The sequence below is a fragment of the Anaeromyxobacter diazotrophicus genome, assembly GCF_013340205.1.
Classification (GTDB): Bacteria; Myxococcota; Myxococcia; order Myxococcales; family Anaeromyxobacteraceae; genus Anaeromyxobacter_A; species Anaeromyxobacter_A diazotrophicus.
In genome coordinates this window covers 324,133-350,574 of the sequence record NZ_BJTG01000002.1, presented here as the reverse complement: position 1 = coordinate 350,574, position 26,442 = coordinate 324,133, and the positions used below count along the sequence as shown (strand labels likewise).

The following is a 26,442-nucleotide window of genomic DNA, read 5'->3' as shown; positions in this document are numbered from 1 at the left end:
GAGGCGGACTTATCGTACCACGGCGCCGGGTCGGGGCAAGCCGGGGGGGCGCGGCAGCTCGACCCGCGAGACCGGGGCCAAGAGCTCCACCTCGGTCGCGCGCAGCGCCTCGCGCCCCTGCGAGAGCTCGCGGTGCAGCGCGCGCGCGTCTCCGAGCAGCACCAGCCGGCCCGGCGCCACCGGCAGGAGCGCCTCGAGGAAGAGGCGGCCCCAGGGCGCCTCGCCCGCGGGGAACGGCGGGAGCGCGCCGGCCCAGCTCTCGCTGCGGGCCTTGTGCATGGCCTGGCAGAGGTGCGCCACCTGCGTGGCCCAGGCGGCCGCGTCGGGCGGGGCCGCGGGGGCGCCGAAGCAGAAGATGCGCGGCACCGCGAGGCGCCCGCCGGAGGGGCGCAGGAGCGCCTCGCCGGTCTCCGGCCGGTAGCTCTCCTCGCGGATGGCGCGGGAGATGAGCCCGCACAGCCGCCAGTCGGCGAACCCGGCCAGCCCCTGCAGCGGCCGCTCCGGGCCCACCAGCACCGCCAGCGCGTCGACGTCGAGCGCGTCGAGCGCGGGCAGGCCGAGGTCGTGGAGCTCGAGGCGCAGCGCGGCCACGCCTACCCCTCACCGCGGCGCTTGGGCGGCAGCCCGGCCGCGAGCCGGTCGAGGACCCCGTTCACGAACGCCCCCGAGCTCTCGCTGCCGTACTTCTTGCCGAGCTCGATGGCCTCGTCGATGACGACGTTCACCGGCGCGGCGCTCTGGTGCGCCAGCTCGAACGTCGCCAGGCGCAGGATGTTCCGGTCGACGCGCGCCATGCGGTCGAGGCGCCAGTTCTCCGAGACCGCCTCGATGGCGTCGTCGATGGCGCGCCGGTGGCGCGCCACGCCGCGGACCATCTCCTCCGCCATGGCCATCACCTCGCGCTCGACCGGCTCGAAGCTCTTCCAGAAGCGCGAGAGCGCCTCGTCGAGATCGGTGGAGGCGACGTCGATCTGGTACAGCGCCTGGAGCGCGCGCTCGCGCGCCTTGGTACGCCTTCCGGAGCTCATCTAGTCCGCCCGCTTGCCGGCGCGGGCCACCACGGCCTTGAAGGCGTTCGCCTGCTCGATGGCGGCGGCGGCCGCCTCGGCGCCCTTGTTGCCGGCCTTCACGCCGGCCCGCTCCAGCGCCTGCTCCATGGTGTCGCAGGTGAGGACGCCCATCGCCACCGCGCAGCCCGCCTCCAGCGCGACGTGCGCGACGCCCTTGGTGGCCTCGCCCGCGACGTACTCGAAGTGGGGCGTCCCGCCGCGGATGACGGCGCCGAGCGCCACCACCGCGTCGTAGCGGCCGGAGAGCGCCACCCGCTTCAGGAGCGCCGGCAGCTCGAAGGTGCCGGGGCAGCGGTAGACGTCCACCGCCGCCTCGTCGGCGCCGTGCCGCTTGAGCGTGTCGAGCGCCCCCGAGAGCAGCTGCTCGGTGACGAGCGAGTTGAAGCGCGCGACCACCACCGCGAAGCGCAGGCCGGTCGCGACGAGCGACCCCTCGTAGACGTTCATCGCTTTTTTCCTTTCGCGGGGGCGCGCCGGGGGAGCCCCTTGGCAGCGGCGCGGGACGGGCGAGGGGCGACCAGCGTGAGGAGGTGCCCCATCTTGTCGCGCTTGGTCGTGAGGTAGGCGCGGTTGCGGCTGGTGGGCACCATCTCGATCGGCACGCGCTCCACCACCTCCAGGCCGTACCCCTCGAGCCCGACGATCTTCTTCGGGTTGTTGGTGAGGAGCCGCATCTTGCGCACGCCGAGGTCGCGCAGGATCTGGGCGCCGATGCCGTAGTCGCGCAGGTCGGGCTTGAAGCCGAGCTTCACGTTCGCCTCGGCGGTGTCGAAGCCCTGGTCCTGCAGGTTGTAGGCCTTGAGCTTGTTGACGAGGCCGATGCCGCGCCCCTCCTGGTCGAGGTAGACGAGCACGCCCTTCCCGGCCGCCTCGATCTGGCGCATCGCCGCCTGGAGCTGAGGGCCGCAGTCGCACCGCTCGGAGCCGAACACGTCGCCGGTGAGGCACTTCGAGTGCACCCGCACCAGCACCGGCTCGTCCTCGCGCCACTTCCCCTTCACCAGCGCGACGGCCTGGTGGCCGTCCACCTCGTTCTCGTAGGCGAGCGCGGTGAAGCCGCCGTAGATGGTGGGCAGCGGCGCCTGCGCCGCCCTCCGCACCAGCGTGTCCTTCATCATCCGGTAGGCGATGAGGTCGGCCACCGAGACGATGGGGATGTCGAACTGGGCGCCCAGCTTCTCGAGCTCCGGCAGCCGCGCCATGGTGCCGTCGTCGTTCATCACCTCGCAGATGACGGCCGCCGGCCGGAGGCCCGCCAGCCGCGCCAGGTCGACCGAGCCCTCGGTCTGCCCGGCGCGGACCAGCACGCCGCCGTGGCGCGCGCGCAGCGGGAAGACGTGCCCGGGCCGCGCCAGGTCCTCGGGGCGCGCGTCGTCCTTCACCGCGGTGAGGATGGTGTGGGCGCGGTCCTTGGCGCTGATGCCGGTGGTGACGCCGCGGGCCGCCTCGACGCTGACGGTGAAGGCGGTCCCGAAGTTGCTCGTGTTCGCGCCCTCGTCCACCATGAGCGGGAGGCGGAGCTGCCGCACCCGCTCCTCCGAGAGCGCCAGGCAGATGAGGCCGCGCCCGTGCTTGGCCATGAAGTTGATGGCCTCGGGGCTCACCTTCTCGGCGGCGATGCAGAGGTCGCCCTCGTTCTCGCGATCCTCGTCGTCGACGAGGACGATCATCCGCCCCTGGCGGAAGACCTCGATGGCCGCGTCGATGCGCTCGAGCGCGTGCCTGGCGTGGTCGATGGAAGGGGTCACGCCGCGCTCCCGCCGTAGCCCCACCGCGCGAGAGCGCCCGCGTCGAGCCCTCCCGGCGCGAGCCCGAACTCCGCCAACCTCGCCACGTGCCGCGCGACCACGTCTGCCTCCAGGTTCACCCGCGTGCCCGGCCCGGCCGCGCCGAGCGTGGTGCGGGCGAGCGTCTCGGGGATGAGCGCCACCTCGAACCGGTCGCGGTGCGCCCGGGCCACGGTGAGCGAGATGCCGTCGATGGCGATGGACCCCTTCTCGGCGACGAGCGGCGCGAGCGCCGCCGGCAGCGAGACGGTGAGCCGGGCGCCCTGCCCCTCCGCGGCGCGCGCCAGGACCTCGGCGACCGCGTCCACGTGGCCGGCCACGAGGTGCCCGCCGAGCCGGTCGGAGAGCGTCAGCGCCCGCTCCAGGTTCACCTGCGTGCCCGGGCGCCAGGCGCCGAGCGTGGTGCGGGCGAGCGTCTCGGGGACGGCGTCGAAGGACGCGAGCCCGCCGCCGCGCTCCACCACGGTGAGGCACGCGCCGGAGCAGGCCACGCTCTCGCCCAGGGCGAATGCGTCGACCTCGAGGGTCCTGGGGCGGAGGGTGAGCCGCGCGCCGCCCTGCCGGGGCACCACGCGCTCGACCGTCCCCACGTCGGAGATGAGACCGGTGAACATCGGGAGCGGAATCCTACCGGCAAGCCTGGAAAAGGCCAAGGTGATCCGGGGTGTTCCACGCAACTCCCCGTCGCCGCGTGGGCCGTGATGGCGCCGCACGGTTCAGGTGACGCCTGCGATGGGGGGTGTTTGCGGGGGGAGAGTTCTCCCCCCGCAAGTGAGGCGCCGCAGGCGCCGGAACCGACCTCATGGCGGGGCGGTGCCGACGCGATCAACTCGAGCGAGCGCCGCCATGAGATGCTCCCCCCGTGCCGCTGACCCTCCTCGACGCGGACGCGCGCGACGGCTGGGCCGCCGCGCTGGGCGGCTCGCGCGAGGCGGTCCGGGCGCTCCTCGACGGCTTCGACGCGCAAGCGCGCGCGCAGGCCGCGGCACAGCTCGGGCCGCTCGGCGGGCCGGCCCTCTGCGCGCTGCGGGCGCTCCAGGACCTCCTGCACCGCGCCCGCGGCCGCCGCCACGGCGCCGAGCTCGACCGGGTGGCGGCGCTCGCCGGGCGCGCACCCGCCGAGGTGCTCCTCGCCAACCTCGCCTACGAGCACGGCTGCTCCACGTTCCTCCGCGACGGCCCGGGGGGCCCCCTCCACGCGCGCAACCTGGACTGGCCCTTCCCGGGCGGCCTGCTGCGGCGGCACGGGTGCGTGCTGCGCGTCCACGGGGCGCCGGCGGGCGGGTACGCGGTGGTGGGCTGGCCGGGCCTCCTCGGCGCACTCACCGCGGTCGCGCCCGGCCGGTTCACGGTGAGCGTCAACTACGTGCGCCACCGCCGGGGCGGGCTGGCGAGGCTGCTCGCCCGCGCCGCGGGCGGCGCGCTGCCGGTGGCGTGGGCGGTCCGCGAGGCGCTCGAGCGGTCGGGCAGCTTCGCCGACGCGGTGGAGCGGCTCCGCGCCGCGCCGCTCCTCGCCCCGGCGCTCCTCGCGCTGGCGGGCCCGCGCCGCGGCGAGGCGGTGGTGGTGGAGCGCACCCCCCGCGGCGGCGCCCTGCGGCGCCTCGAGGAGGGCGCGCTCTCGGTCGCGAACCACTACGAGGCGGCGGGGCTCGCCGGGCAGTGCGTCGACTACGACGCGGGCGGCTCGGCGGCGCGCAAGGCGATCCTGGTCCGCGGCCTCGCTCGCGCGGCCCCGCGGGACGCCCGCGCCGCCCTCTGGCTGCTCGCGCCGGCGGTGCGGCCCGAGACGCAGCAGCAGGCCGTCATGCGCGCCGGCGACGGGCTGCTCGTGGTGCGCGCGCCGGGCGAGCGCGCGCGGCGGATCGACCTGTCCCCGCTCGGCGCGCCGCGCCCGCCGCGGCGAAGTCCGGCCGGCCCTCGATCGCGAGGTCGCCGCCGAGACGGCGCACGCTGACGTCCACCAGCGGGAGCGCGTCCGCCATCCGCGCCGGCCCGGGGCCCGACAGCCAGTCCTTGCCGCCGCCGAGGATGCGCGGCGCCAGGTGGACCAGCACGCGGTCCACGAGCCCCGCGGCGAGGAACGCCGCGTGGAGCTCGGCGCCGCCCTCGACCAGGAGGTGGGTGAGGCCGAGGGCCCCGAGCCGCGCCAGCAGGTCGTCGAGATCCACCCGGCCGCCGCGGCCGGCGCAATGCAGCACGGTCACCCCCGGCCCGTGCCGGCCCTCCCCGCCGCGGGCGAGGGTGGCGACCAGGGCCGGCGCCTCGGAGGCGACCGTGAACATCCGCAGCGTGGGCGGCAGGCGGAGCCTGGCGTCGAGCACCACCCGCACCGGATCGTGACCGCGTCCTCCCGGCAGCCGCGTGTTGAGGATGGGATCGTCCTGCCGGGCGGTGCCGGCGCCCACCAGCACCGCGTCGACCTGGTCGCGCAGCCGGTGCACCTCGCGCCGCGCCGCCTCTCCCGTCACCCAGCGCGCGTCGCCGCCGGCGGTGGCGATCTTGCCGTCGAGCGTGACGGCGGCCTTGAGGGTGACGAACGGCCGGCCGGTCTCGATGAAGCGCAGCCACGGCGCGATGAGCGCGTCGCAGGCGGGGCGCGCCACGTCCTGCACGACCTCGACCCCGGCGCGCCGCAGCCGGCGCACCCCTCGCCCCTTCACGAGCGGGTTCGGGTCGCGCGAGCCGACGAACACGCGCCGGACGCCCGCCGCGAGCAGGGCGCGGCTGCAGGGCGGCGTCTTGCCGAAGTGATCGCACGGCTCGAGCGTGGTGTAGAGATCGGCGCCCCGGGCGGCGGCGCCCGCGGCGCGCAGCGCCACCACCTCGGCGTGCGGGCCGCCGGCCCGGGCGTGGTGCCCGCGCGCCACCACCCGGCCGGCCTTGACCAGCACCGCGCCCACCGGCGGGTTGGGGTGCGTCCGGCCGAGGCCCTTCGCCGCCTCGCGCAGCGCGAGGCGCATGAACCGCTCCGGCGCGTCGCTCATGTGGACCCGCGACCGGGGCCCCTGGCCAGCCCCTCCAGCTCGCTCATGAACTCGCCCACGTCGGTGAAGGCGCGGTAGACGGAGGCGAAGCGGACGTAGGCGACCGGGTCGAGCGCGCGCAGCTTCTCCATCACCGCCTCGCCCACCACGTGGCTCGCCACCTCGCGCTCGCCCAGCTCCTGCACCCGCCGCTCCACCGCCGAGACGAGCTCGTCGATCTGCTCGCGCGAGACCGGACGCTTCTGGCAGGCGCGCTGCAGCCCGTCCACGATCTTGCGCCGGTCGAACGGCTCGCGGCGGCCGTCCTTCTTCACCACCTGCGGGAGGACGTCCTCCACCCGCTCGTAGGTCGTGAAGCGGCGCCCGCAGGCGAGGCACTCGCGCCGGCGGCGCGTGACCTGCCCCTCCTGCGCCTCGCGCGAGTCGACGACCCGGTCCTCGGGGTGACCGCACCAGGGGCAGCGCATGCAGGGTCGACCGTCCTCCCGGGCTCCGGGGCTAGTACATCCCGGCGTACATGGGGAAGTGCGCGCAGAGGTCCTTCACCTCGCCGCGCACCCGCGCCAGCACCGCCGCGTCGGCCGGCGCGTCGAGCACCCGGCCGATGAGCGCCGCCACCAGCGTCATCTCGCGGGCGCCCATCCCGCGCGTGGTCAGGGCCGGCGTGCCCACCCGGATCCCGGAGGTCGTCATCGGCTTCTCCGGATCCCACGGGATCATGTTCTTGTTGACGGTGATGCCGGCCTTCCCGAGCGCCTCCTCGGCCACCTTGCCGGTGAGCTTCTTCGGGCGGAGGTCGACCAGCATGAGGTGGTTGTCGGTGCCGCCCGAGACGAGGCGCAGCCCGGCCCGGACGAGCCCGTCCGCCAGCACCTGCGCGTTCTCGAGGATGCGGCGCTGGTAGTCCTTGAACTCGGGCCGGAGCGCCTCGCCGAACGCGACCGCCTTGGCGGCGATGACGTGCTCGAGCGGGCCGCCCTGGATGCCGGGGAAGATCTGGCTGTTCAGCACCTTGGCGTGCTGCTCCTTCGCCAGGATGAGCCCGCCGCGCGGCCCGCGCAGCGTCTTGTGGGTGGTGCTCGTCACGATCTCGGCGTGCGGCACCGGCGACGGGTGCAGGCCGGCCGCGACCAGGCCCGCGATGTGGGCCATGTCCACCACCATGGACGCCCCGACGCTCCGCGCGATCTCGCCGAACCGCGCGAAGTCGAGGGTCCGCGGGTAGGCGCTCGCGCCGACGACGAGGACCTTCGGCCGGTGCTCCTTCGCCAGCCGCGCCACCTCGTCCATGTCGATGGTCTCGTCCCCCTGCCGGAGCCCGTAGGGGACGATCTTGTACAGCTTGCCCGAGAAGTTGACCGGCGAGCCGTGGGTGAGGTGCCCGCCGAAGTTGAGGCTCATGGCGAGCAGCGTGTCGCCCGGCTGCGCCAGCGCGAAGTAGGCCGCCATGTTGGCCTGCGACCCGGAGTGTGGCTGGACGTTGGCGTGGTCGGCGCCGAAGATCTGCTTGGCGCGGTCGATGGCGAGCTGCTCGACCTGGTCCACCACCTCGCAGCCGCCGTAGTACCGCTTCCCGGGGTAGCCCTCGGCGTACTTGTTGGTGAGGGTCGAGCCGAGCGCCTCCAGCACCGCCGGGGAGACGAAGTTCTCGCTGGCGATGAGCTCGAGGCCCTCGGCCTGGCGGCGGGTCTCCTCGCGGATGAGCCGGGCGACGGCGGGATCGGCCTCGGAGAGACGCTGGGTGGGCATCATGAGGGACTCCTCGGGAGGGGTGATTCCAATACCGCCGTCGGACCTACTTTTCCAGCGCGCCGATCTTGTCGACCCGCCGCTGGTGCCGGCCCCCCTCGAACGGCTGCGCCAGGAAGGCGGCCACGACCGCCGCGCCCAGGCCGAGCCCGAGCACCCGCTCGCCCAGGCAGAGCACGTTCGCGTCGTTGTGGGCCCGCGCCATGCGCGCCTCGAGCTCGTTCCCGCAGTGGGCCGCGCGCGCGCCCTTCACCTTGTTGGCGGCGATGGACATGCCGATCCCGGTCCCGCAGACGAGGAGGCCGAAGCGCGCCCGGCCGGCGGCGACCGCCTCGGCCACCTGGCGGGCGTAGTCGGGGTAGTCGACGCTCTCGCCCGAGAACGGCCCGAGGTCCTCCACCTCGAAGCCCCGCTCGCGCGCGACGCGCACCGCCTCGGCGCGGAGCGCGAGCCCCGCGTGGTCCGATCCCGCCACGATCCGCTCCGCCATCACCACCTCCGAAAGGCGCGCGGCCGGCCCAGGATCCCGGACCGGCCGCGCCGAGAGAAGAGAGACCGCGCCGGGCCGCTAGACGCGCTTGAAGCAGAGCACCGCGTTGGTGCCGCCGAAGCCGAAGCTGTTCGACATCACGGCGTCGACCCGCTTCTCCCGGGCCGTGTTCGGCACGACGTCCAGATCGCACTCGGGGTCCTGCTCCTCGACGTTGATGGTCGGGGGGATGACGCCCGTGTGCAGCGCCAGCACGCCGAAGACCGCCTCCACGCCGCCGGCCGCGCCGAGCAGGTGGCCGGTCATCGACTTCGTCGACGAGATGACGAGCCCGCGCTTGGCCCAGTCGCCGAAGACGCGCTTGATGGCCTGGCACTCGGCGATGTCGCCCTTGGGGGTCGAGGTGCCGTGCGTGTTCACGTAGCCGACCTGCTCCGGGGAGAGGCCGGCGTCCTGGAGCGCCATCCGCATCGCCCGCTGCCCGCCCTCGCCCTCCGGCGCGGGCTCGGTGATGTGGTGCGCGTCGGCGCTGGCGCCGTAGCCCGAGAGCTCGCAGTAGATGCGGGCGCCGCGCTTCCGCGCGTGCTCGTACTCCTCGATCACGAGCAGGCCGGAGCCCTCCCCGGCCACGAAGCCGTCGCGGGCCTTGTCGTACGGCCGGCTCGCCTTCTCCGGCGCGTCGTTCCGCTCCGAGAGGGCGCGGGCGGCGCAGAACCCGCCCACGCCGAGCGGGGTGATGGTCGCCTCGGCGCCGCCGGTCACCATCACGTCGGCCATGCCGCGCTCGATGAGCATGAGCGCGTCGCCGATGGAGTGGTTCGAGGTGGCGCAGGCGGAGACGGGCGAGTAGTTCGGCCCCTTGAGGCCGTACTTGAGGCTCACCTGGCCCGGGGCCAGGTTCACGATCAGCGAGGGGATGAAGAACGGGCTGACCCGCTTCACGCCCTTCTCGAGCAGGACCTTGTGCGTCTCCTCGATGGTGGAGAGCCCGCCCAGCCCCGCGCCGATGACGGCGCCCACGCGTTCCAGGTTCTCCTTCGCGAGGTCGAGGCCGGAGTCCTTCAGGGCCATCTCGGCGGCGGCCATGGTGAACTGGATGAAGCGGTCGTTCCGGCGCGCCTCCTTCTTCTCCATCCACTTCTCGGCCTCGAAGCCCTTCACCTCGCCCGCGATGCGGGTGGGGAAGGTCGAGGCGTCGAACTGCGTGATGGGCCCGATGCCGCTCTTGCCCGCCACGATGCCGCGCCAGGACTCCTCCACCCCGATGCCCACGGGGCTGACGATCCCGAGCCCGGTGACGACGACGCGCCGTCTCGACATGTTGCTCACCTCCTGCTCCTTCCCCACTGCATGAAGAGCTTCGACCGCCCCGGCCCACCTCGGGCGGGGCGGCGCGACCTGCCGCGGACGCCTACTTCTTGTGGGTGTTGATGTAGTTGACGGCGTCCTGGACGGTCTTGATGTTCTCGGCCTCCTCGTCGGGGATCTCGACCTCGAACTCCTCCTCCATCGCCATGACGAGCTCGACGATGTCGAGCGAGTCGGCGCCGAGGTCCTCGATGAAGCTGGAGGTGATCTTGATCTCCTCCTCCGAGACGCCCAGCTGCTCCGCGATGATGCCCTTGACCTTCGACTCCACGTTGGTTGCAGTCACGGTCGTTCCTTTCGTTGGGGACGCACTGTGGCCGGGGGATCCGGCTACATGTACATGCCGCCGTTCACCCGGACCACCTCTCCGGTCACGTACGACGCTCGGTCGCTCGCCAGCCAGGCCACGGCGTCGGCCACTTCCTTGGCCGTCCCGAGCCGCGCGAGCGGAATCATGTTCAGCATGCCGGTCTTCGCCGCCTCGGGCAGCCCGGCCGTCATGTCGGTGTCGATGAAGCCCGGCGCGACCGCGTTGACGCGGATGTTGCGGCTGGCGAGCTCGCGGGCCACCGACTTGGTCAGGCCGATGAGGCCGGCCTTGGTGGCGGCGTAGGCGGCCTGGCCGGCGTTGCCCATCTCGCCCACCACGCTGGTGAGGTTCACGATCGCGCCACCGCGGGCCTTCATCATGGGGCGGGTCGCGGCCCGGATGAGGTTGAAGGCGCCGGTGAGGTTCACGTCGAGCTGGCGCTGCCAGTCGTCGTCCTTCACCCGCATCACGAGCTGGTCCACCGCGATGCCTGCGTTGTTGACGAGCACGTGCAGGCCGCCGAAGGCGCCCACCACCTCGTCCACCGCCGCCGCGCAGGCGGCCGGGTCGGACACGTCGAACTTCAGGAGCTTCACCGCGGCCGCGCCCGCCTGCGTGCAGAGCGCCGCCGCCTCCTGGGCCGCGGCCTCGTTGCCGGCGTAGTTGAGCGCCACCTTCGCCTTGCCCTCGGCGAGCGCGATCGCGACCGCCCGGCCGATGCCGCGCGAGCCGCCGGTGACGAGCGCCGCCTTGCCGCCGAAGTCGTACATGCCGGTCATCCCTTCAGCACCGCGAGCGCCTTCTCCAGCGACGCGGGGTCCTCGACGTTCACCACCTCGACGCCCTTGGCGATGCGCTTCACGAGGCCGGAGAGCACCTTGCCCGGCCCCACCTCGACCATCCGCGTCACGCCCAGCCGGGCCAGCTCCTCGACGCACTCGAGCCAGCGCACCGGCGCCGACACCTGCTCGAGCAGCAGCGGGACGATCCGGCCCACCTCGCGGTTGGGCTTCGCCTCGACGTTCGTCACCACCGCCACCCGCGGCTCGCGCCAGGCCACGCCGCGCAGCACCGGCTCGAGCCGCGCCTTGACCGGCTCCATGAGCGCGCAGTGGAAGGGGGCGGACACGGCGAGCGGCAGCACGCGCTTCGCGCCGGCCGCCTTGAGCTCGGCGCCGGCCCGCTCCACCGCGGCCGCGGCGCCGGCGATGACGGTCTGGCCCGGGTCGTTGTAGTTGGCCGGCGAGCAGACGAGCCCGGTGGCCGCCTCGACCGACTCGCAGATGGCGCGCACGCGGCCCGGCTCGAGCCCGAGCACCGCCGCCATGGCGCCCTGCCCGGCCGGCACGGCCTCCTGCATGAAGGTGCCGCGGGCGCGCACCGCCTTCGCCGCCTCCGGCGCCGTGAGCGCGCCGGCCGCGACCAGCGCCGAGTACTCGCCGAGCGAGTGCCCCGCCACGAGGTCCGGGACCACCCCGTGCTCGGCCAGCACCGCCGCCGCCGCCGCCGAGACGGTGAGGATGGCGGGCTGGGTGTTGGCGGTGAGCTTGAGCTGCTCGTCGGGCCCCTCGAAGCAGAGCTGCGACAGCTTCTCCCCCAGCGCCGCGTCCACCTCGTCGAAGACGCGCCGCGCGGCCGGGAAGGCCTCGGCGAGCGCCTTGCCCATGCCCGCCGCCTGCGAGCCCTGCCCCGGGAAGATGAAGGCCAGCTTGCTCATCGGTCGCGCGCTCCTACCAGCGGATGAGGCCGGCGCCCCAGGCCATGCCGGCGCCGATGGCGGTGGTGAGGATGAGGTCGCCGGGCTTGAGCCAGCCGGCGCGGTTCGCCTCGTCGAGCGTCATGGGGAGGCTGGCGGACGAGGTGTTGCCGTACTTCTCGAGGTTCATCCAGCACTTCGACTCCGGGATCTCCAGCCGCTCCAGGGTCGAGTCGAGGATGCGCTTGTTGGCCTGGTGGGCGCAGACCCAGGTGACGTCGCTCGGCGAGAGCTCGCTCGCGGCGAGCGTCTCGCGGCAGGCCTCCTCCAGCGCGCGCACCGCGAACTTGTAGACCTCGCGCCCGTTCATGAAGAGGTGGTGCTTGCCCTGGGCGTACATCTCGGCGGTGAGCGGGTTGCGCGAGCCGGGGCCGGCCTGGTGCAGCATCTGCCAGGCCGAGCCGTCGGCGTGGAGGTGGATCGACTGGATGCCGCGCTTCTCGTCGGTGCTGGGGGCGAGCACCATGGCGCCGGCGCCGTCGCCGAACAGCACGCAGGTGTTGCGGTCCTTCCAGTCGACGATGCGGGTGAGCAGCTCCGCGCCGATGACGAGCGCGCGCTTCGCCACGCCGGTCGAGACGTAGCGATCGGCGATGGAGAGCGCGTAGAGCGACCCGGCGCAGGCGGCCGAGACGTCGAAGGCGAACGCCTTCTTGTTGCCGAGCCGGCCCTGCAGGAGGGCGGCGGTGGAGGGCCACGGGTAGTCGGGCGTGATGGTGCCCATCACGATGAGGTCGAGGTCCTTCGGGTCGACCTGGGCCATCTCGAGGGCGCGCTTCGCCGCCTCGATGGCGAGGTCGCTCGTCGCCTGCTCCGGCGCGGCGATGTGCCGGGCGCGGATGCCGGTGCGCTCCACGATCCACTGGTCGTTCGTGTCGACCAGCTTCTCCAGGTCGGCGTTGGTGAGCACCTTCTCCGGAGCGTACGAGCCGGTACCGACGATGAGCGAGCGCATGCTTTCGAGTCCCTTTCGACCGCGTTGTCAGGCTTCGGGCGCCGCGCCGGGGCGGCCCTGCTGGTGCGTCCCGCCGGCCGCCTGCGCCGCCGCCGCCGCCAAGAGCGCCTCGGCCTGGCCCGCGGCGCGGGCGATCTCGTCGGTGGCGTGGGCGTCGGCGGCGGCCTGCACCCGGCGCACGGCGTTCTGGATGGCGAGCGCGTCGGAGCTGCCGTGGGTGATGAAGCCCACGCCGTCCACGCCGATGAGCGGCGCGCCGCCGATCTCCCGCCAGTCGACCTTGCGCTTCATCGCGCCGAGGGCGCGCTTCGCGAGGAGCCCCCCCAGCATGGCCACCGGGGTCGAGCGCAGCGCCCCCTTGATGAGCTCGCCGATGACCTTGGCGGTGCCCTCCATGGTCTTCAGCGCCACGTTCCCGGTGAAGCCGTCGGTGACCACGACGTCGAAGTCGCCGGTGAGCAGGTCGCGCCCCTCGCAGTAGCCCCGGAAGTCGACGGGGGCCAGCCGCAGGGCGGCCGAGGCGGCGCGGGTGAGGTCGGTGCCCTTGGAGGCCTCCTCGCCGTTGGCGAGGACCGCCACCCGCGGCCGCGCCACGCCGAGCACCCGGCGGGCGTACACCTCGGCCATGAGCGCGAACTGGACGAGGTGGATGGGGCGGCACTCCACGTTGGCGCCCGCGTCGACGAGCAGCGGGCGCCCGGTGAGCGCCGGCAGGACCGACATGATGCCCGGCCGCTCCACGCCCTCGAGGCGCCCGAGCACGAACACGCCGCCCGCCATGACCGCGCCCGAGTTGCCGGCCGAGACCATGCCGCAGGCCTCGCCCCGCTTCACGAGCTCGAAGCAGACGCGGATCGAGTTGTCCTTCTTGCGCCGCATCGCCTGGCCGGGGTGGTCGTCCATGGCGACCACCTCGGAGGCGTGCCGGACCTCGATGGGCAAGCCTCCGGCGTCGCACCGCGAGAGCTCGCGGCGCACCACCTCCTCCGGGCCCACCAGCACGACCCGGAAGCCTTGACGCGCCGCGGCGACGGCACCCTGCACGATCGCTGCCGGGGCGTGGTCACCCCCCATGGCGTCGACGGCGACGGGCAGCGCGCGCGCTTCGGTCATCAGGACGGGCTACTCGCCCGGGGTGATCTGCTCGCCCTTGTACGTGCCGCAGGTCGGGCAAGCGCGGTGCGAGAGCACGGGCTCCTTGCACTTCGGGCACTTCGTCACGTTGGCCGGCTTGATCTTGTAGTTGGCGGCGCGGCGGCGATCGCGGCGCATGCTCGACGTACGCTTCTTGGGAACACCCACGGCGTGACTCCTCTCGTTACTTCTTCTTGAGCTTCTCGAGCCCCGCCCACCGCGGGTCGGGCACGTGGCGATCGCAACCGCAATCGCGCTCGTTCAGGTTCGCTCCACACACGGAGCAGAGTCCCTTGCAGCTCTCCTGGCAGACCGGGTACCGGGGCAGCGCGAGCAGGAGCTGCTCGCGGACCGCCGGATCCAGGTCGATCACCTTGCCGGAGTAAGTCTCCTCGTCGGCGCTCTCCGCGGCGAAGCTGCCGGCCACCCGCGTCGCCGCGTGATCGCCGCCCTGCTCCCCCGTCGCCGCCTCCTCTTCCGCCTCGTCCGCCGGCACGTAGGTGAGCTCGAACTCGAGCGGCACCTCGAGCTCGACCGGCGTGAGGCACCGGCCGCACGGCGCCGTCAGCGCCGCCTCGCCCCGGGCGTCGAACAGGACGCGCCGCTCGACCTTCCGGAGCCTGGCGTCCACGTGCAGCGGTGCCCGGGCGCGGTAGGCGGCGGGGTCGCCCTGCACCATCTCGTCTACGGTTTCCCGTGGGAGGTCCCAGGCTCGCTCGAGCCCGCCCTCCTTGATTTCGTCAATGTTGACGCGCATTTGCGCCGACTTTTTGGCCGAAGAAAGGGGCTCATTATAGGGGGGCGACCTCCCAAGTCAAGGCGTCCCAGGTCATGGGCGCCCGCGGCGGGAGCCGCCTCGGCGTGTCCTCGGCGCCGCCGGCCCTGCCGGCGGGGGCCTGCCTCAGGGCTTCACGAGCCCGCGCGCCACGGCGATGAGCGCCGCCTCGGCCTTGGTCGAGACGTCCATCTTCTCGTAGATGCGCTTCACGTAGGTCTGGACCGTCCCCTCGGCGATGCCGAGCGCCTGGGCGACGTCGGCGTAGGTGTGGCCGTGGACGAGCAGCTCCAGCACCTCCAGCTCGCGCTTGGAGAGCGCCGGGCCGTTGCGCTGGTCCGGGGGATCGCCGCGCAGCTCGCCGAGCAGCACCTTGGCCGCGCGGGGGCTGATGGGGGCCGCGTCGCCGGAGAGGACCTCCTCGACGGCGCGGGCCAGCTCCGAGGCGTGGAACGGCTTCAGGATGTAGCCGGCCGCCCCCGCCCGCAGGGCGCCGAGGACCCGGGCCGGGATGTCGACGGCGGTGAGCGCGATGCACTTCGTCTTCGGCAGCTCGGTCTTGATGGCGCCGATCACGTCCTCGCCGCTCATCTTCGGCAAGCCCAGGTCGACCAGGGCGACGTCGGGCTTCTCGCGGCGGGCGAGCGCGAGCCCCTCCTCGCCGGAGCCGGCCGTCCCGCAGACGTCGAAGCCGTGAGAGGCGAGCACCTGTGCGATGAGGCGGGCTACGGCCTCGTCGTCTTCGATGGCGATGGCGCGGACGGGCATGGGCGTGGGGCCCTCCCCTTTCCTGAGATCAAGCTCGTGAGTAGCAGGGGGGGCTGCCGCGGGTCAAGGTTGAGTCCGGCGGCGAGCGAGGCGCAGGGCCGCCGCCCACGTGGGCGGCGGCTCCGCGCGCGGCACTCACGCCTTGGCGGGCGGCTCGCCGGCCTCGCTGCGCGCCTCGCCGGCCGCCTCGAGCGCCTGGTCGGCGGCTCCTGCGCCCTGGAGGTCGAGCACGATGGCGAGCAGGTAGAGCGCCAGGGACAAGGTCCCGATGCCCTGCCCCACGCTCATGGCGAGGACGAGGAGGAGCGGCTTCGGCGCGACGATGGAGGCGGCCATGAGGGCCAGCGCCGCCAGCGTGGCCAGGGCCGAGACGAACACGAGCTTCTTCACCTGTGCGTGTCTCACTTCTTCTCCTCCGCCGGCTTCGCGCCCGGCCGCCGGGACAGCGCGGTCGGGTGGATCTCGTTGTGGCAGTCGATGCAGATCTGCGCGTTCGAGCGGACGTCGTCCGCGAACGCGCCGTGCTTCTCGACCCAGGTCGCGGCGTAGGTGGAGTGGCACTGGCCGCAGACGCCGTTCATCCGCTTGTTGAAGGCCTCCTGGGTGATCTTGCCCTTGTCCAGGTCCTGGCGCTTGTAGAGCTTGATGGGCGGGCCGCCCTCGCCGTCCGGGCCCGTGCCGGCGTACTCCGTCACGTAGTAGTAGAGGTGCTTGAGGCCGGTGAGCTTGGTCGTGATGGCGCCGAACATGTCGTAGTCGGCGTGGCACGTGTAGCAGCTCTGCTCGCCGAACTTGTGGTTGCGGCTGTGGATGGCCGCCAGGCTCTGCGACTTCGGGTCCGCCGCGTCGCGGATGTACGGCCCCATGACGTGGCACGAGCCGCAGAAGTTGCGCGAGAGCGTGAACTCGTACCCGGCGATGTTCCCGGTCAGCGCGACCAGCACCGGCAGGAGCCCGAGCCCGAGCAGCAGCAGGACCTTGGTCACGCGCCCGAGCGGCGGGCGGCGCACGAGGTACCAGACGAGGATGGCGGCGGAGACGGCGGCGCAGACCAGCGCGACCAGCTTCAGGAGCTCTTCGACGGAGTGGATGGAGGACACGGTGGCGTTCGGTACCACGCCAGATGGGACGGTTCAAGGGTGACATGCGGCAAAAAAGCGCACCCACCAACCCTGCGTCATTCCAGCGCGAACCCGAGGTCGACCCGCACTTCGGCCGCGATGAGCCTCCGGTCGACGGGCTTTTCATTCACCATTGGTGACTGTTCGCGGCAGCGGAATCGCCCCCCGGCGCCCGCCCCTTCGCGCCCCTTCGCGCCGCCCGAGCACGCGGTCGCGGCCGGCTCGGGGTCGCGGTCGCGGTCGTCTTCCCCGTGCTCGCCGTCGTGGTCGCGGTCGTCTTCCCCGTGGTCATGGTCGTGGTCGGGTCGAGTCGGCGGTCATTGCGGCCCTCCAGCGCGCTCCGCAGGCCCTCCCCGGGCTTCCGCCTTGACGTGGCGACCGCGCCACGGCATACGTCTCGCCGTCTGCGCGATTAGCTCAGCTGGATAGAGCGTCGGCCTCCGGAGCCGAAGGCCACAGGTTCGAATCCTGTATCGCGCGCCATCTCGACGGCCCGAATTCGCTGGCGACCTCGCCCGGATTCGGGCCGTTCCTTTTCTGCTCGCCGCGGTCGGGTAGCACACCCACACCCCCGAAGTCGTTCGCGCGCGGCTCGTACACGATACGTAAATACGGCCGCAACATGTCTCGGCCACCCTGCTACAGTCGGCGGCGACTCGCGGAACACGACGTAGGGGGGGGGATCGACATGAAACATGGCGTGCTGGCGCTGGGACTCCTGTGCGGGGCGTGCGGTGGCTCCGAGCCCAAGGTGGTCGTAGGGACGGGGGCTTCCCCGTTCACCGGGGTGGACGCGTATGCGGTCGCGAGCGAAGTGAGCGGGGCCGCCCTGTCGGCGGATGGCTCCGCCTCCGCTGCGTTCACGGGTCGGAGCATCGAGGTGGTGGTCTCCACCGCGCCGGGCGCTTGCGCGCGAATCGGAGCCAGGACGTACAAGGCGAGCACCACCACCGTCGCCATCCTCGTCATGAATGGAGCGCCGGTTCCGATCAGCCCAGGTGCGTACGGCGTCGGAAACCCACGGTCGGGCGACCCGACGCCCTTCGCCGCGGTGACCTCTTACACTTCCGACGCGGCATGCGCTGGCGGGACGCCGCGCGTCTCGGTCAGCGGGGCCGTGACGTTCTCTGCGATCGACGCGGGCGAGGTTTCCGGGAGCCTGGACGTCGTCCTCGACGACGGCACGAGGGTGACGGGCTCCTTCGGTGCCCCCGTGTGTAACGCCGCCGAGCAGAACCTCGCTGGAGTGACCTTCGCTTGCACCCCGTAGCCCCGCAGAACCAGGCCGTGCCCCACCCCGCCGGCGCTGCGTCCGAGCGCCCATCCGGCGGTTCACGCGAGGCGACGGCGTGCGCGCACCGCGGACCCGCCGCCTCGCTCGCCTGTCCCTGCTTGGGCACACGCCGCCTGGGTGCGGCGCCCGAGCCGGCGCGATAGGGAGCCGGCGGAGGCACGACATGGCCGGAGCAGAGCGCAGGGAGCCGCCGGGCGCGGCGGACGCGACGCGCCGCGGGGAGGAGCGGGTGACCGGGGCGCAAGGGGGCCTCGTCACGAGCAGGCGCGAGCCGGACGATCCGCGCGAGGAGGAAGGCTGGACGCAGCCCGAGTCTTCCGCTCAGAAGGGCGCGCTGCCGGACGAGGGCTGAGCGCAGCCGCCGGTGCGCGAAGGGCGAGCGCGCGGCGCGGGCGGGCGCCGGCGGCGCGCTTCCGCGGAGCGCGCCGGCAGGATAGAACCGTCGGCGGGCGCGGCTCGCCGCGCCGCGTGCGATGCCGCCTCTCACCCCGACCGCGCCGCGCCTGCCGCAGCTCGAGCCCGCGGTTCCCGCCGCCGCGCCGCGGCACCGCGCCGCCCTGGCCTTCGGGCTCCTCGCGCTCCTGCTCCTCCTGCGCACGGGCTACGGCCTCGTCTCCGAGTTCTGGTTCGAGGACGAGCTGCAGGTCTACCTGCTCGGCCTCAAGTACGCGACCACCGGCGCCTGGCCGTACTTCGGGCCGGACGTGGTCTACACGCGCTCCCAGATCCCGGGCGCGCTCCAGGCGCTCCTCGTGGGGCTGCCCTTGCGGTGGCTGCGCCTGCCGGAGGCGCCCTGCCTGGCGCTCAACCTGCTCTCGTTCGCCGCGCTGGCCGCGCTCGCCGCGCGCGCGACCCGCTGGTTCCCGGGCCTGCCGCGCTGGTTCGTGTGGGGCTGGGCGCTCACCTGCCCCTGGACGCTCGTCTACGGGACGCGGGTGGTGAACCCGTCCTACGTGCTGCCGTTCGCGGTCCTGTTCTTCGTCCCGCTCCTCGACACGCTCCCCGTCTTCCCCGGCCCGCGCCTCCGCCCCGGCCTCGCCTTCGCGCTGCAGGGCCTCGCGACCACCTGCATCCTGCAGCTGCACCTGTCCTGGGTGCTCCTGCCGCCCTTCACGGCGGCGGCCCTGCTCCTCGCCTGGCGCGAGGCGGGCCCCCGCGCGGCGGTGTCGCGGGCGGCGTCCTGGGCGGCGGGAGCGGCTGCGGGCGCGGCGCTCCTCGTCCCCACCTTCCTCCGCTACGGCGCGTCCGGCACCGGCGGCGTCGAGCACAACGTGGCGCTGCACCCGCGGGCGCTGCTCGAGCTCCCGGCGCTGGTGCAGCGGTTCGTCTCGTTCGGCGCCTTCGAGGTCCCCTACATGCTGGGCGGCGACCGGGCCCAGCGCGTCGCGGTCCTCGCGGCGCATCCGTGGGTGATCCCCTTCGCGGCCGCGCTCTTCGCCGCCTTCCTCCTCCAGGTCGCGCTCTACGTCCTGTCGCTCCTGCGGCGGGGCGCCGCCGCCTGGACCCGGCTGCGCGACCTCGTCCTCGCGTGCCTGGCGCTCCTCGCCGCGGGCTTCCTCTTCTCGGTGAAGGGCCCCTCCTCGCACACGTTCTACGTCCTGTTCCCGGTGGCGCTCCTGTGGAGCTTCGCGTGCCTGCAGCGCGCCCTGGCGGCGCGCGCGCGGCTCCGGGTGGCGCTGGCGCTGCTGCTCGCCTGCGGCGCCGTCTTCCACGCCGCGCTCGCGCTCGAGCACTACCGCCACCGCTCGCTCTACCGCGACCGGGACCGCGTGGTGCGCGCGCTCGAGGCGCGCGACCACCGCCTGCTCGGGACGCGCCGCGCCGAGGCCTGGGGCCGCGGGTACTGAGAAACGAGCGGGGCGGGACCCACGGTGGGTCCCGCCCCGAGCGCCGGAGCGCAGCTCGCGCCCGCGGGCCGCGCGCTACTTGCCGACGCGGTCGATGGCGCCCTGCCCGGCGGCGCTGGCGGCGTCGGTCTTCGCGTCGGCGGCGTTCCCGACGTTCTCGACCTTGCCCTGGCCGGCCGCCTTGACCGGCTGGAGGGCGGCGCCCCCCGGCGCGGCGTCGAGCTTCGCCTTGGCCTTCGCCTTCGCGCGGCCCGTCTTCTGCTTGGCCGCGGCGGCGCCCTCGCCGACCTTCTGCTTGGCCTTGGCCTTCACGCCCGCGCCTTCGGTCTTCGCCTTCGCCTCGGCGGCGCTGGCCTTCGCCTCGGCCGCGTTGGCCTTCGTCTCGGCGGCGTTCGCCTGGCTCGCGCCCTCCTTGCGGGCGGCCGCCTCGGTGCTCGCGGCCTGCGCCTCGGCCTGGGCGGACGACCCGGCCGCCTTCTCCTTCGCGGCGTCGAGCTGACCACCCAGCTGCCCGAGCTGCGCCGCCGCCGGCGACGCGACCGCCAGCGCACCCGAGATCATCACGGCCCACGTGAAGCGTTGCATGGTCCTTCGTCCTCCTGGACTGCGGGTTGAAAAGCGAGGAGGCGCCGCCCGCCTCGCCGGCGGCGCCTCCCGAGGAACGTGCGGCTCAGCGCCGCCCGGCCGTCACTGCGCGATGACGAACTCGACGCGCCGGTTGGCGTCGCGCCCGGCGGCGGTGTTGTTGTCCGCCACCGGGCGGGTCTGGCCGAAGCCCTTCGCCTGGAGGCGGTCGGCCGCCACGCCCTTGTCGACGAGGTACTTCCGGACCGCGTCGGCGCGGGCCTGCGAGAGCTTCAGGTTCGCCTTCGCTCCGCCGCGGTTGTCGGTATGCCCCTCCACCCTGACGGTCTTCACCTCGGGGTGGTCCTTGAGCGCCGCCGCCACCTCGTCGAGGAGCGAGTACGAGCGCTGGTCGATGGTGGCCTTCCCGGTGTCGAACAGCACCTTCTCGGTGAGCTGGAGCCGCTCCTTCGTGACCTCCACGCGCGCCGGGGGAGGCGGCGGCGGCGGCGCGATCGTGTAGTCACCCCCCGCGGCCGCGCTGCTCGGCGCGCCCGGGGCGACGGCGATCGCCTTCAGCGTCGTGGTGCGGTCGACGGTGATCGGTCCGGTGTAGACGGGCGAGTCCGCCGTCGGGGTGCTGCCGTCGGTGGTGTAGTGGATCACCGCGCCGGGCGTGGACGACGCGATCGTCACCGTCTGCGCCGCGGGGTACGAGCCGGGCGGCGGGTCGAAGGTGGCGGCGGCCGCGGGCTCGGCCGGGGCCGGCGGCGGCGGGGGAGGCGTCGGCTTGGGCGCGGGCGCGGCCACCGCCTCCACCGGCAGGCAGCCGAGCGTGCAGGGCATCTGGCACGGGTTGCAGTGCGAAGCCTTCGCGATGGCCTTCGCGTTCGCCTCGCTCTGGGTGGTGGAGCAGCCGCTCGTCCACGCGGCCGCGGCCGCGAGCAACGCGAGAGTTCTCTTCACGAGGATCTCCTCCGGCGAAAGGGGGCGCCGCCCCGCGGAGAGACGCGAGGGGCGCCTCTCCCCGCGACCGGCGCGGAAGCGCAGCCAGGCTACCGCACGCAGGGCCGGCCGACTCCCGGTTTCCAGGTCCCGAGAGGGGTCCAACCTCCGGCGCAGCACGCGCGGAACGCGAGCCAGCCCTACTTCGCGCGGGGCCGATGCGGCGACGGGCAGGAGCGCGCGCCGTGCTTCTCGTCCCACTGCTGGTGGTAGTCCTCCGCCACCCAGAACGGGCCGGCGGGGGCGATCTCGGTCGTGATGCGGTCGGTCAGGCGCCGCTGCTCCTCGTCGCGCGAGGCGCGGGCCGCCGCGAGCTGCTCCGGACCGAAGGTGAAGAGGGCCGAGCGGTACTGGGTCCCGTGATCCGGGCCCTGGGCGTCGCCGCTGGTCGGATCGTGGGTCTGCCAGAAGAAGCGCAGGAGCTCGGCGTAGCTCACGCGCGCCGGGTCGAACTCGACCAGCACCGCCTCCGCGTGCCCGGTCCGGTCGGTGCAGACGTCCTCGTAGCTCGGGTCGCGCGCGTGGCCGCCGGTGTAGCCGACCGCCGTGGCGACCACCCCCGGCACCCTCCGGAAGCGCTCCTCCACGCCCCAGAAGCACCCCTGGGCGAAGATCGCGAGCTGGTCCTGACCGCTCGGCGTGAGCGCGGTGCCGTGGCCGGCGTGGCCGGGGTGGGTGCCGCAGGCGGGGTTGCCGATCGGGCCGCCCGCGGCGTGCGGCGCGGGCCCCGGGCCGGCGGCGAGGATGGCCAGGGCGAGCACCGCGGCGGCGGCGGCGCCGACGAGGGGCGCCGCGCTCACGGCGCCCCTCCGCCCGGCGCCGGCGCGGCGCCGGCGCGCTGGAAGAGCGCCAGGTACTGGCCGTACCCCTCGGCCGCCAGCCGCTCCACCGGCACGAACCGCAGCGCGGCGGAGTTCATGCAGTAGCGGAGCCCGGTCGGCGGCGGGCCGTCGTCGAACACGTGCCCGAGGTGCGACCCGGCGAGCCGGGAGCGCACCTCGGTCCGCGCGAAGAGGAGGCTGCGGTCGGTGCGGGTGGTGACGCGGTCGGGGTCGAGCGGCCGCGTGAAGCTGGGCCACCCGGTCCCGGAGTCGAACTTGTCGAGCGAACTGAAGAGCGGCTCGCCGGAGACGACGTCCACGTACAGCCCGGGCTGGTGCTCGTCCCAGTAGGCGTTGTGGAACGCGGGCTCGGTGCCCTCGCGCTGCGTGACCGCGTACTGCTGCGGCGTGAGCCGCTGGCGCAGCTCGGCGTCGGTGGGCTTGTGGAAGCTGGACACGGGCACCTCCCGGGCAGCGGGCGCCGGCGCAGGGCCGGCGTCCGCCCCCGCCCGGCAGGCGAGGGCCGCCGCCGCGGCGACTGCGAGGGCGCCGGCGCGCAGGGGTCTCACGCCCGAAGAGATGCTGGCCGCGCCGCGGCGTTTCACGCCCCGCTCGGGCGAGCGTGCGAGCGGGCGGCGAGGCGGCCCGCCGGCGGCGGTCAGCGCCCCCAGCGCCCGCGCAGCACGACCTGGTACTCGCGCACGTCCACCCCGCGCAGCGCCTCGACGTGCCGCACCTCCAGCGCGTCCCAGGGCACGTCGTGGATCTCGCCGGTCGCGTCGTCGACGAAGTGGTGGTGCCGCTCGAGGTGGGGATCGAACACCACCCGCCCCTCCGCCAGGACGAGCTGCTGCAGGAGCTGCTCGCGGACGAGGAGGTTGAGCGTGTTGTAGACGGTCGCGCGCGAGATCACCGGCGTCCGGCCGCGGACGACCTCGAAGACGCGATCGGCGGAGGGGTGATCCTTCGCGCCGAGCACGTACTCGGCCACCGCCAGCCGCTGCGGGGAGGGCTGGATGCCGCGCTCGGTGAGCGTCCTGACGATCGCCTCGCGATCCACGACTAAGAGTTAACGGGCCGGGGGCCCTGCTCGCAACGCGCGGCTCCTCGGTGTCGCAGAGCCCAACCGGGACCAGCGGCCGTGAGCCGGCGCGAGTTAGACAGCGTCTAAACCCCTCACCCGCAGCCTCCAAGGAGAGACCCGATGGCCAAGCTGAACGGCTCGAAGACCCACCAGAACCTCAAGGACGCCTTCGCCGGCGAGTCGCAGGCGAACCGGCGCTACCTCTACTTCGCGAAGGTCGCGGACGTGGAGGGCTACCCCGAGGTCGCCTCCAACTTCCGCGAGACCGCCGAGGGCGAGACCGGCCACGCCCACGGCCACCTCGACTACCTCAAGGAGGTCGGCGATCCCGCCACCGGGCTGCCGCTCGGCGACACCGCCACGAACCTCAAGGCCTCCGTGGCCGGCGAGACCCACGAGTATACGGACATGTACCCCGGCATGGCGAAGACCGCCCGCGACGAGGGCTTCGCCGAGATCGCGGACTGGTTCGAGACGCTGGCCAAGGCCGAGAAGTCGCACGCCGGCCGCTTCCAGAAGATGCTCGGCCTCGTCTCGTAGCCGGCCTGCCGGGCGCGCGGGCTCCCCGCCCGCCGCGCCGGCGAGGAGGACCCCGTGAGCGAACAGCGGATCTCGTACCAGCCCACCCCCGGGCTCTCGTACGACCCCACCGAGGAGAAGTACTGGGACCCCGCCGGCCTCGACCAGGAGGTCCGGCGGGCGTTCGAGATCTGCCACGGCTGCCGCATGTGCTTCAAATACTGCGGCAGCTTCCCCACCCTCTTCTCCCTCCTCGACGAGCAGTACGACGGCGACGTCCGCCGCCTCACCGGCGGCGACGTCGAGGCCGTCATGGACGCCTGCTTCCAGTGCAAGCTGTGCGAGGTGCAGTGCCCGTACACGCCGCGCGACGGGCACGAGTTCCAGCTCGACTTCCCCAAGCTCGTCCACCGGCACGACGCGCTCGCGCTGCGCCGCCGCGGCAAGACGCTGCGCGAGCGGCTGCTCGGCGATCCCGACGGCTCCGCCCGCGCGGCGCGCGCCTCGCTCGGGCTCGCCAACGTCGCCAACCGCTCGCGGCCGCTGCGCGTCCTCATGGAGAAGGCGATCGGCGTCCACCGCGACAAGCTCCTCCCGGACTTCGCGCGGGAGCCGTTCGACGCCTGGGCCGAGGCGAACGGCTTCGTGCGCGAGACCCCCGGCGGCGAGGCGGTGCTGTTCCAGACCTGCTTCGTGCAGCACAACGAGCCGCAGGTGGGGCGCGACGTGCTGGAGGCGCTGCGCGCCTGCCAGGTCGACGTCCGGGTGGTGAAGGGGCTCGCCTGCTGCGGCATGCCGGCCTGGGAGCACGGCGACCTCGAGGCGCTGCGCGCGCAGGCGCACCGCGACCTCGACCTGCTCCTGCCCTTCGTCGACGCCGGGGCGAAGGTGCTGGTGGTGAACCCGACCTGCTCCATGATGATGCGCCGCGAGTGGCCGCACCTGCTCGCGGGCGAGGACCGCGCGCGCGCCCAGCGGCTCGCGCCGGCGGTGCGCGATCCCTCCGAGTTCCTGTGGGCGATGCGCGAGGAGCCGCGCTTCGTCTCCGCCTTCAAGAGCGCGCCGCCCGGCGGCAAGGTGGCCTACCACGCGCCCTGCCACCTGCGGGCGCAGGGGATCGGCTTCAAGGGGCGCGACCTCCTGCGCCGCATCCCGGGCGTCACCGTGGCGGCCACCGTGGTCGAGTGCTGCGGGCACGACGGCACCTACGCCATGACGGTGGAGGGCTTCGAGCCGTCGCAGAAGGTCGGCCAGAAGGCGTTCGCCGGCATGCAGGCCGCCGGCGCGCGGGTCTGGGCCACCGACTGCCCGCTGGCGGCGCTGCAGTTCCAGCAGCACGCCGGGACGAAGCCGCTCCACCCCCTCGCCATCCTGGCCCGCGCCACGCGGCCGGACGGCTTCGCCGACCTGGAGGAGAAGGCATGAAGGTGCAGCGATCGGAGCTCCTGCCGCTCGAGACCTACGACGCCCGGCGGGCCGAGGTGCGCGCCCGGGTGCTGGAGGTGAAGCAGCGCCGCCGCGTCCACGCCGGGCCGCTCACGTTCCTGTTCGAGAACGCCGACACGGTCCGCTACCAGGTGCAGGAGATGGCGCGCGCCGAGCGGCTCTTCCGCGAGGAGGAGCTGCAGCACGAGCTCGACACCTACAACGAGCTCCTGGGAGGCCCCGGCGAGCTCGGCTGCTCCCTGCTCATCGAGCTCGCGGAGCCCGCCGAGCGCGACGCGAAGCTCCGGGCCTGGGTGGCGCTGCCCCGGCACCTCTACGCGAAGCTCGCCGATGGCCGGCGCGTCCGGGCGCGCTACGACGACCGCCAGGTGGGGGACGACCGGCTCTCCTCGGTGCAGTACCTCAAGTTCCCGGTCGGGCCGCAGGCGCCGGTCGCGATCGGCTCGGACCTGCCCGGCCTCGAGGTGGAGGCGGTCCTCACCGAGGCGCAGCGCGCCGCGCTCCAGGAGGACCTCGCCGTGTCGCCGACGTGACCCGCCGGCGCCTGCGGCGCATGGCCCTTCGTTCCGCCGCGCGGGCGGGCTCCGCGCGCTAGAGGGGAGGAGACCCGCGCCGGCGCGCCCGCCGGGCGCGGCAGCCCATGCTCGAGCTCCGCCACCGCACCCTCCACGGACACGACGTCGCGTACCGCCTCGAAGGGGAGGGCCCGCCCATCCTCTTCGTCCACGGCATCGCCGGCACCTCCGCCACCTGGCTCGCGCCCATGCGCCGGCTGGTGGCGAGCCACCGCGTGCTGGCGCCGGACCTCCTCGGCCACGGCGCCTCCGCCAAGCCGAGGGGCGACTACTCGCTCGGCGCGCACGCCTCGTTCCTGCGCGACCTCCTGGCCGCCCTCGAGATCCCGCACGCCACCGTGATCGGCCACTCGCTCGGCGGCGGGATCGCCATGCAGCTCTCCTACCAGCACCCCGAGGTGTGCGACCGGCTGGTGCTCGTCGCCAGCGGCGGCCTCGGCCGCGACGTGAGCCCGTTGCTCCGCCTCCTCTCGCTGCCCGGCGCCGAGTTCCTCTTGCCCTTGCTCGTCCCGGCCTTCGTGCGCGAGCGGGGTAACGCGCTGCAGGCCTGGCTCGCCGACCAGGGCGTCTCCTCGCCGCGGCTGGCCGAGATGTGGCAGGCCTACACCTCCCTGGGCGACGCCGAGAGCCGGCGCGCCTTCGTCCGCGAGCTGCGGTCGGTCGTGGACCACGGCGGCCAGGTGGTGAGCGCGCAGGATCGCCTGCACCTCACCGCCGAGCGCCCGCCGCTCATCGTGTGGGGCGCGCGCGATCCCATCATCCCGGTGGCGCACGCGCGGGCGGCGCACGAGGCGATGCCCGGCAGCCGCCTCGAGATCTTCGAGGGCGCGGGGCACTTCCCTCACGCGGAGTGCCCGGAGCGCTTCGCCGCGCTGGTCAGCGAGTTCGTCGCGGGCGCCGCGCCCCGCGCGGCGGAGCTGGGGCCGCCGGCCGGGGCCGGCGGCACCTCGTAGGTCGGGACCGCCCCAGGCGGCGCTGCGCGGGCTTCGCGCCGCGCGGCGTTGAAGCTCGCCCGGCGCG

The 26,442-nt window shown here is 73.9% G+C and carries 32 protein-coding genes, 1 tRNA gene and 1 pseudogene; 9 read left to right on the top strand and 25 right to left on the bottom strand.

Annotation, left to right across the window (positions count from 1 at the left end):
- Positions 1-9: 9 nt before the first annotated feature.
- The 5 genes from HWY08_RS04635 to HWY08_RS04615 are packed head-to-tail and all read right to left on the bottom strand — an operon-like array spanning position 10 to position 3,471.
- Positions 10-591, bottom strand: a complete 582-nt coding sequence (locus HWY08_RS04635; protein ID WP_176063415.1) for a peptidase M17 — start codon at positions 589-591, stop codon at positions 10-12.
- A 2-nt stretch (positions 592-593) separates the two neighbouring features.
- Positions 594-1,028: a transcription antitermination factor NusB gene (gene nusB, locus HWY08_RS04630; RefSeq protein WP_176063413.1), complete on the bottom strand. Its 435-nt coding sequence runs from the start codon at positions 1,026-1,028 to the stop codon at positions 594-596.
- Complete coding sequence (ribH, locus tag HWY08_RS04625) at positions 1,029-1,517, bottom strand: 6,7-dimethyl-8-ribityllumazine synthase (RefSeq protein WP_176063411.1); 489 nt, start codon at positions 1,515-1,517, stop codon at positions 1,029-1,031.
- On the bottom strand, positions 1,514-2,818 hold the full coding sequence (locus tag HWY08_RS04620) for a bifunctional 3,4-dihydroxy-2-butanone-4-phosphate synthase/GTP cyclohydrolase II (RefSeq protein ID WP_255499499.1): 1,305 nt from the start codon (positions 2,816-2,818) through the stop codon (positions 1,514-1,516). Before HWY08_RS04620 ends, ribH begins: the two co-directional genes overlap by 4 nt.
- A complete protein-coding gene (locus HWY08_RS04615; RefSeq protein ID WP_176063409.1) occupies positions 2,815-3,471 on the bottom strand; it encodes a riboflavin synthase in 657 nt (218 codons plus the stop codon). The genes HWY08_RS04620 and HWY08_RS04615 overlap by 4 nt, the downstream gene beginning before the upstream one ends.
- Positions 3,472-3,719: 248 nt before the next feature.
- Between HWY08_RS04615 and HWY08_RS22010 the strand changes: the two are divergent.
- Positions 3,720-4,601: pseudogene (locus HWY08_RS22010) on the top strand (C45 family peptidase); the annotation flags it as partial.
- Positions 4,602-4,659: 58 nt separating this feature from the next.
- Here the strand turns inward: HWY08_RS22010 and ribD are convergent.
- The 15 genes from ribD to HWY08_RS04540 all read right to left on the bottom strand — a co-directional run bounded on the left by ribD (position 4,660) and on the right by HWY08_RS04540 (position 16,246).
- Positions 4,660-5,841 carry a bifunctional diaminohydroxyphosphoribosylaminopyrimidine deaminase/5-amino-6-(5-phosphoribosylamino)uracil reductase RibD gene (gene ribD / locus HWY08_RS04610; protein ID WP_176063407.1) on the bottom strand — a complete coding sequence of 394 codons (1,182 nt, stop codon included), beginning with the start codon at positions 5,839-5,841 and terminating at the stop codon, positions 4,660-4,662.
- Complete coding sequence (nrdR, locus tag HWY08_RS04605; RefSeq protein ID WP_176063405.1) at positions 5,838-6,308, bottom strand: transcriptional regulator NrdR; 471 nt, start codon at positions 6,306-6,308, stop codon at positions 5,838-5,840. The genes ribD and nrdR overlap by 4 nt, the downstream gene beginning before the upstream one ends.
- A gap of 31 nt (positions 6,309-6,339) precedes the next feature.
- Positions 6,340-7,593 (bottom strand): serine hydroxymethyltransferase, encoded by a 1,254-nt coding sequence (glyA, locus tag HWY08_RS04600; protein WP_176063403.1) that lies wholly within the window; start codon positions 7,591-7,593, stop codon positions 6,340-6,342.
- Positions 7,594-7,636: 43 nt separating this feature from the next.
- On the bottom strand, positions 7,637-8,080 hold the full coding sequence (rpiB, locus tag HWY08_RS04595; RefSeq protein ID WP_176063401.1) for a ribose 5-phosphate isomerase B: 444 nt from the start codon (positions 8,078-8,080) through the stop codon (positions 7,637-7,639).
- A 78-nt stretch (positions 8,081-8,158) separates the two neighbouring features.
- Positions 8,159-9,400: a beta-ketoacyl-ACP synthase II gene (fabF, locus tag HWY08_RS04590; RefSeq protein ID WP_176063399.1), complete on the bottom strand. Its 1,242-nt coding sequence runs from the start codon at positions 9,398-9,400 to the stop codon at positions 8,159-8,161.
- A 91-nt stretch (positions 9,401-9,491) separates the two neighbouring features.
- Entirely contained in the window at positions 9,492-9,734 is a 243-nt protein-coding gene (acpP, locus tag HWY08_RS04585) for an acyl carrier protein (protein WP_176063397.1), read from the bottom strand.
- Positions 9,735-9,778: 44 nt separating this feature from the next.
- Positions 9,779-10,528 carry a 3-oxoacyl-[acyl-carrier-protein] reductase gene (gene fabG / locus HWY08_RS04580; RefSeq protein ID WP_371869300.1) on the bottom strand — a complete coding sequence of 250 codons (750 nt, stop codon included), beginning with the start codon at positions 10,526-10,528 and terminating at the stop codon, positions 9,779-9,781.
- Positions 10,529-10,533: 5 nt separating this feature from the next.
- Positions 10,534-11,475 carry an ACP S-malonyltransferase gene (gene fabD / locus HWY08_RS04575; protein ID WP_176063393.1) on the bottom strand — a complete coding sequence of 314 codons (942 nt, stop codon included), beginning with the start codon at positions 11,473-11,475 and terminating at the stop codon, positions 10,534-10,536.
- Positions 11,476-11,488: 13 nt separating this feature from the next.
- Positions 11,489-12,469 carry a beta-ketoacyl-ACP synthase III gene (locus HWY08_RS04570; RefSeq protein WP_176063391.1) on the bottom strand — a complete coding sequence of 327 codons (981 nt, stop codon included), beginning with the start codon at positions 12,467-12,469 and terminating at the stop codon, positions 11,489-11,491.
- A 27-nt stretch (positions 12,470-12,496) separates the two neighbouring features.
- A complete protein-coding gene (plsX, locus tag HWY08_RS04565; RefSeq protein ID WP_371869299.1) occupies positions 12,497-13,564 on the bottom strand; it encodes a phosphate acyltransferase PlsX in 1,068 nt (355 codons plus the stop codon).
- 27 nt (positions 13,565-13,591) lie between these two features.
- Entirely contained in the window at positions 13,592-13,771 is a 180-nt protein-coding gene (rpmF, locus tag HWY08_RS04560) for a 50S ribosomal protein L32 (RefSeq protein WP_176063387.1), read from the bottom strand.
- A 16-nt stretch (positions 13,772-13,787) separates the two neighbouring features.
- Positions 13,788-14,282 (bottom strand): YceD family protein, encoded by a 495-nt coding sequence (locus HWY08_RS04555; protein WP_235969455.1) that lies wholly within the window; start codon positions 14,280-14,282, stop codon positions 13,788-13,790.
- Positions 14,283-14,504: 222 nt separating this feature from the next.
- Entirely contained in the window at positions 14,505-15,146 is a 642-nt protein-coding gene (locus tag HWY08_RS04550) for a response regulator (protein ID WP_176063383.1), read from the bottom strand.
- A gap of 135 nt (positions 15,147-15,281) precedes the next feature.
- Entirely contained in the window at positions 15,282-15,551 is a 270-nt protein-coding gene (locus HWY08_RS04545) for a hypothetical protein (RefSeq protein WP_176063381.1), read from the bottom strand.
- Positions 15,548-16,246, bottom strand: a complete 699-nt coding sequence (locus HWY08_RS04540; RefSeq protein ID WP_176063379.1) for a NapC/NirT family cytochrome c — start codon at positions 16,244-16,246, stop codon at positions 15,548-15,550. Before HWY08_RS04540 ends, HWY08_RS04545 begins: the two co-directional genes overlap by 4 nt.
- A 427-nt stretch (positions 16,247-16,673) precedes the next feature.
- On the opposite strand from HWY08_RS04540, the gene HWY08_RS04535 reads away from it, so the two are divergent.
- The 4 genes from HWY08_RS04535 to HWY08_RS04520 all read left to right on the top strand — a co-directional run bounded on the left by HWY08_RS04535 (position 16,674) and on the right by HWY08_RS04520 (position 19,408).
- Positions 16,674-16,750 (top strand) — tRNA-Arg (locus HWY08_RS04535).
- Positions 16,751-16,955: 205 nt separating this feature from the next.
- Positions 16,956-17,537: a hypothetical protein gene (locus HWY08_RS04530; RefSeq protein WP_176063377.1), complete on the top strand. Its 582-nt coding sequence runs from the start codon at positions 16,956-16,958 to the stop codon at positions 17,535-17,537.
- Between the two features lie 187 nt (positions 17,538-17,724).
- Positions 17,725-17,913, top strand: a complete 189-nt coding sequence (locus HWY08_RS04525; RefSeq protein ID WP_176063375.1) for a hypothetical protein — start codon at positions 17,725-17,727, stop codon at positions 17,911-17,913.
- A gap of 121 nt (positions 17,914-18,034) precedes the next feature.
- Entirely contained in the window at positions 18,035-19,408 is a 1,374-nt protein-coding gene (locus HWY08_RS04520) for a hypothetical protein (protein ID WP_176063373.1), read from the top strand.
- Positions 19,409-19,483: 75 nt separating this feature from the next.
- Here HWY08_RS04520 and HWY08_RS04515 read toward each other — a convergent pair whose 3' ends face one another.
- The 5 genes from HWY08_RS04515 to HWY08_RS04495 form a co-directional block, all read right to left on the bottom strand.
- The gene (locus HWY08_RS04515; protein ID WP_176063371.1) at positions 19,484-19,993 is read right to left on the bottom strand and encodes a hypothetical protein; all 510 of its coding nucleotides are present in this window, start codon (positions 19,991-19,993) and stop codon (positions 19,484-19,486) included.
- Between the two features lie 102 nt (positions 19,994-20,095).
- Complete coding sequence (locus HWY08_RS21775) at positions 20,096-20,938, bottom strand: OmpA family protein (RefSeq protein ID WP_235969454.1); 843 nt, start codon at positions 20,936-20,938, stop codon at positions 20,096-20,098.
- A 179-nt stretch (positions 20,939-21,117) separates the two neighbouring features.
- The gene (gene msrA / locus HWY08_RS04505; RefSeq protein WP_209005116.1) at positions 21,118-21,777 is read right to left on the bottom strand and encodes a peptide-methionine (S)-S-oxide reductase MsrA; all 660 of its coding nucleotides are present in this window, start codon (positions 21,775-21,777) and stop codon (positions 21,118-21,120) included.
- Positions 21,774-22,256: a peptide-methionine (R)-S-oxide reductase MsrB gene (gene msrB, locus HWY08_RS04500; protein WP_176063369.1), complete on the bottom strand. Its 483-nt coding sequence runs from the start codon at positions 22,254-22,256 to the stop codon at positions 21,774-21,776. Before msrB ends, msrA begins: the two co-directional genes overlap by 4 nt.
- Before the next feature lie 200 nt (positions 22,257-22,456).
- Positions 22,457-22,858, bottom strand: a complete 402-nt coding sequence (locus HWY08_RS04495; RefSeq protein ID WP_176063367.1) for a Fur family transcriptional regulator — start codon at positions 22,856-22,858, stop codon at positions 22,457-22,459.
- Positions 22,859-23,002: 144 nt separating this feature from the next.
- Between HWY08_RS04495 and HWY08_RS04490 the strand changes: the two genes are divergently transcribed.
- The 4 genes from HWY08_RS04490 (at position 23,003) to HWY08_RS04475 (ending at position 26,375) form a co-directional block, all read left to right on the top strand.
- A complete protein-coding gene (locus HWY08_RS04490; protein ID WP_176063364.1) occupies positions 23,003-23,422 on the top strand; it encodes a rubrerythrin family protein in 420 nt (139 codons plus the stop codon).
- 54 nt (positions 23,423-23,476) lie between these two features.
- Positions 23,477-24,826, top strand: coding sequence for a heterodisulfide reductase-related iron-sulfur binding cluster (locus HWY08_RS04485; RefSeq protein WP_176063362.1), 1,350 nt, complete (start codon positions 23,477-23,479; stop codon positions 24,824-24,826).
- Positions 24,823-25,380: a DUF3501 family protein gene (locus HWY08_RS04480; protein WP_176063360.1), complete on the top strand. Its 558-nt coding sequence runs from the start codon at positions 24,823-24,825 to the stop codon at positions 25,378-25,380. Before HWY08_RS04485 ends, HWY08_RS04480 begins: the two co-directional genes overlap by 4 nt.
- Positions 25,381-25,487: 107 nt before the next feature.
- Positions 25,488-26,375: an alpha/beta fold hydrolase gene (locus HWY08_RS04475; RefSeq protein WP_176063358.1), complete on the top strand. Its 888-nt coding sequence runs from the start codon at positions 25,488-25,490 to the stop codon at positions 26,373-26,375.
- The last annotated feature ends 67 nt before the right edge of the window (positions 26,376-26,442 follow it).

Bases quoted from the DNA above. Each gene is read 5' to 3' on its own strand.
- nusB (WP_176063413.1), bottom strand. From the start codon at position 1,028: ATGAGCTCCGGAAGGCGTACCAAGGCGCGCGAGCGCGCGCTCCAGGCG.
- ribH (WP_176063411.1), bottom strand. From the start codon at position 1,517: ATGAACGTCTACGAGGGGTCGCTCGTCGCGACCGGCCTGCGCTTCGCG.
- HWY08_RS04615 (WP_176063409.1), bottom strand. From the start codon at position 3,471: ATGTTCACCGGTCTCATCTCCGACGTGGGGACGGTCGAGCGCGTGGTG.
- ribD (WP_176063407.1), bottom strand. From the start codon at position 5,841: ATGAGCGACGCGCCGGAGCGGTTCATGCGCCTCGCGCTGCGCGAGGCG.
- nrdR (WP_176063405.1), bottom strand. From the start codon at position 6,308: ATGCGCTGCCCCTGGTGCGGTCACCCCGAGGACCGGGTCGTCGACTCG.
- glyA (WP_176063403.1), bottom strand. From the start codon at position 7,593: ATGATGCCCACCCAGCGTCTCTCCGAGGCCGATCCCGCCGTCGCCCGG.
- rpiB (WP_176063401.1), bottom strand. From the start codon at position 8,080: ATGGCGGAGCGGATCGTGGCGGGATCGGACCACGCGGGGCTCGCGCTC.
- fabF (WP_176063399.1), bottom strand. From the start codon at position 9,400: ATGTCGAGACGGCGCGTCGTCGTCACCGGGCTCGGGATCGTCAGCCCC.
- fabG (WP_371869300.1), bottom strand. From the start codon at position 10,528: ATGTACGACTTCGGCGGCAAGGCGGCGCTCGTCACCGGCGGCTCGCGC.
- fabD (WP_176063393.1), bottom strand. From the start codon at position 11,475: ATGAGCAAGCTGGCCTTCATCTTCCCGGGGCAGGGCTCGCAGGCGGCG.
- HWY08_RS04570 (WP_176063391.1), bottom strand. From the start codon at position 12,469: ATGCGCTCGCTCATCGTCGGTACCGGCTCGTACGCTCCGGAGAAGGTG.
- HWY08_RS04555 (WP_235969455.1), bottom strand. From the start codon at position 14,282: ATGGTGCAGGGCGACCCCGCCGCCTACCGCGCCCGGGCACCGCTGCAC.
- HWY08_RS04550 (WP_176063383.1), bottom strand. From the start codon at position 15,146: ATGCCCGTCCGCGCCATCGCCATCGAAGACGACGAGGCCGTAGCCCGC.
- HWY08_RS04530 (WP_176063377.1), top strand. From the start codon at position 16,956: ATGAAACATGGCGTGCTGGCGCTGGGACTCCTGTGCGGGGCGTGCGGT.
- HWY08_RS04525 (WP_176063375.1), top strand. From the start codon at position 17,725: ATGGCCGGAGCAGAGCGCAGGGAGCCGCCGGGCGCGGCGGACGCGACG.
- HWY08_RS04520 (WP_176063373.1), top strand. From the start codon at position 18,035: ATGCCGCCTCTCACCCCGACCGCGCCGCGCCTGCCGCAGCTCGAGCCC.
- HWY08_RS04515 (WP_176063371.1), bottom strand. From the start codon at position 19,993: ATGCAACGCTTCACGTGGGCCGTGATGATCTCGGGTGCGCTGGCGGTC.
- HWY08_RS04490 (WP_176063364.1), top strand. From the start codon at position 23,003: ATGGCCAAGCTGAACGGCTCGAAGACCCACCAGAACCTCAAGGACGCC.
- HWY08_RS04480 (WP_176063360.1), top strand. From the start codon at position 24,823: ATGAAGGTGCAGCGATCGGAGCTCCTGCCGCTCGAGACCTACGACGCC.
- HWY08_RS04475 (WP_176063358.1), top strand. From the start codon at position 25,488: ATGCTCGAGCTCCGCCACCGCACCCTCCACGGACACGACGTCGCGTAC.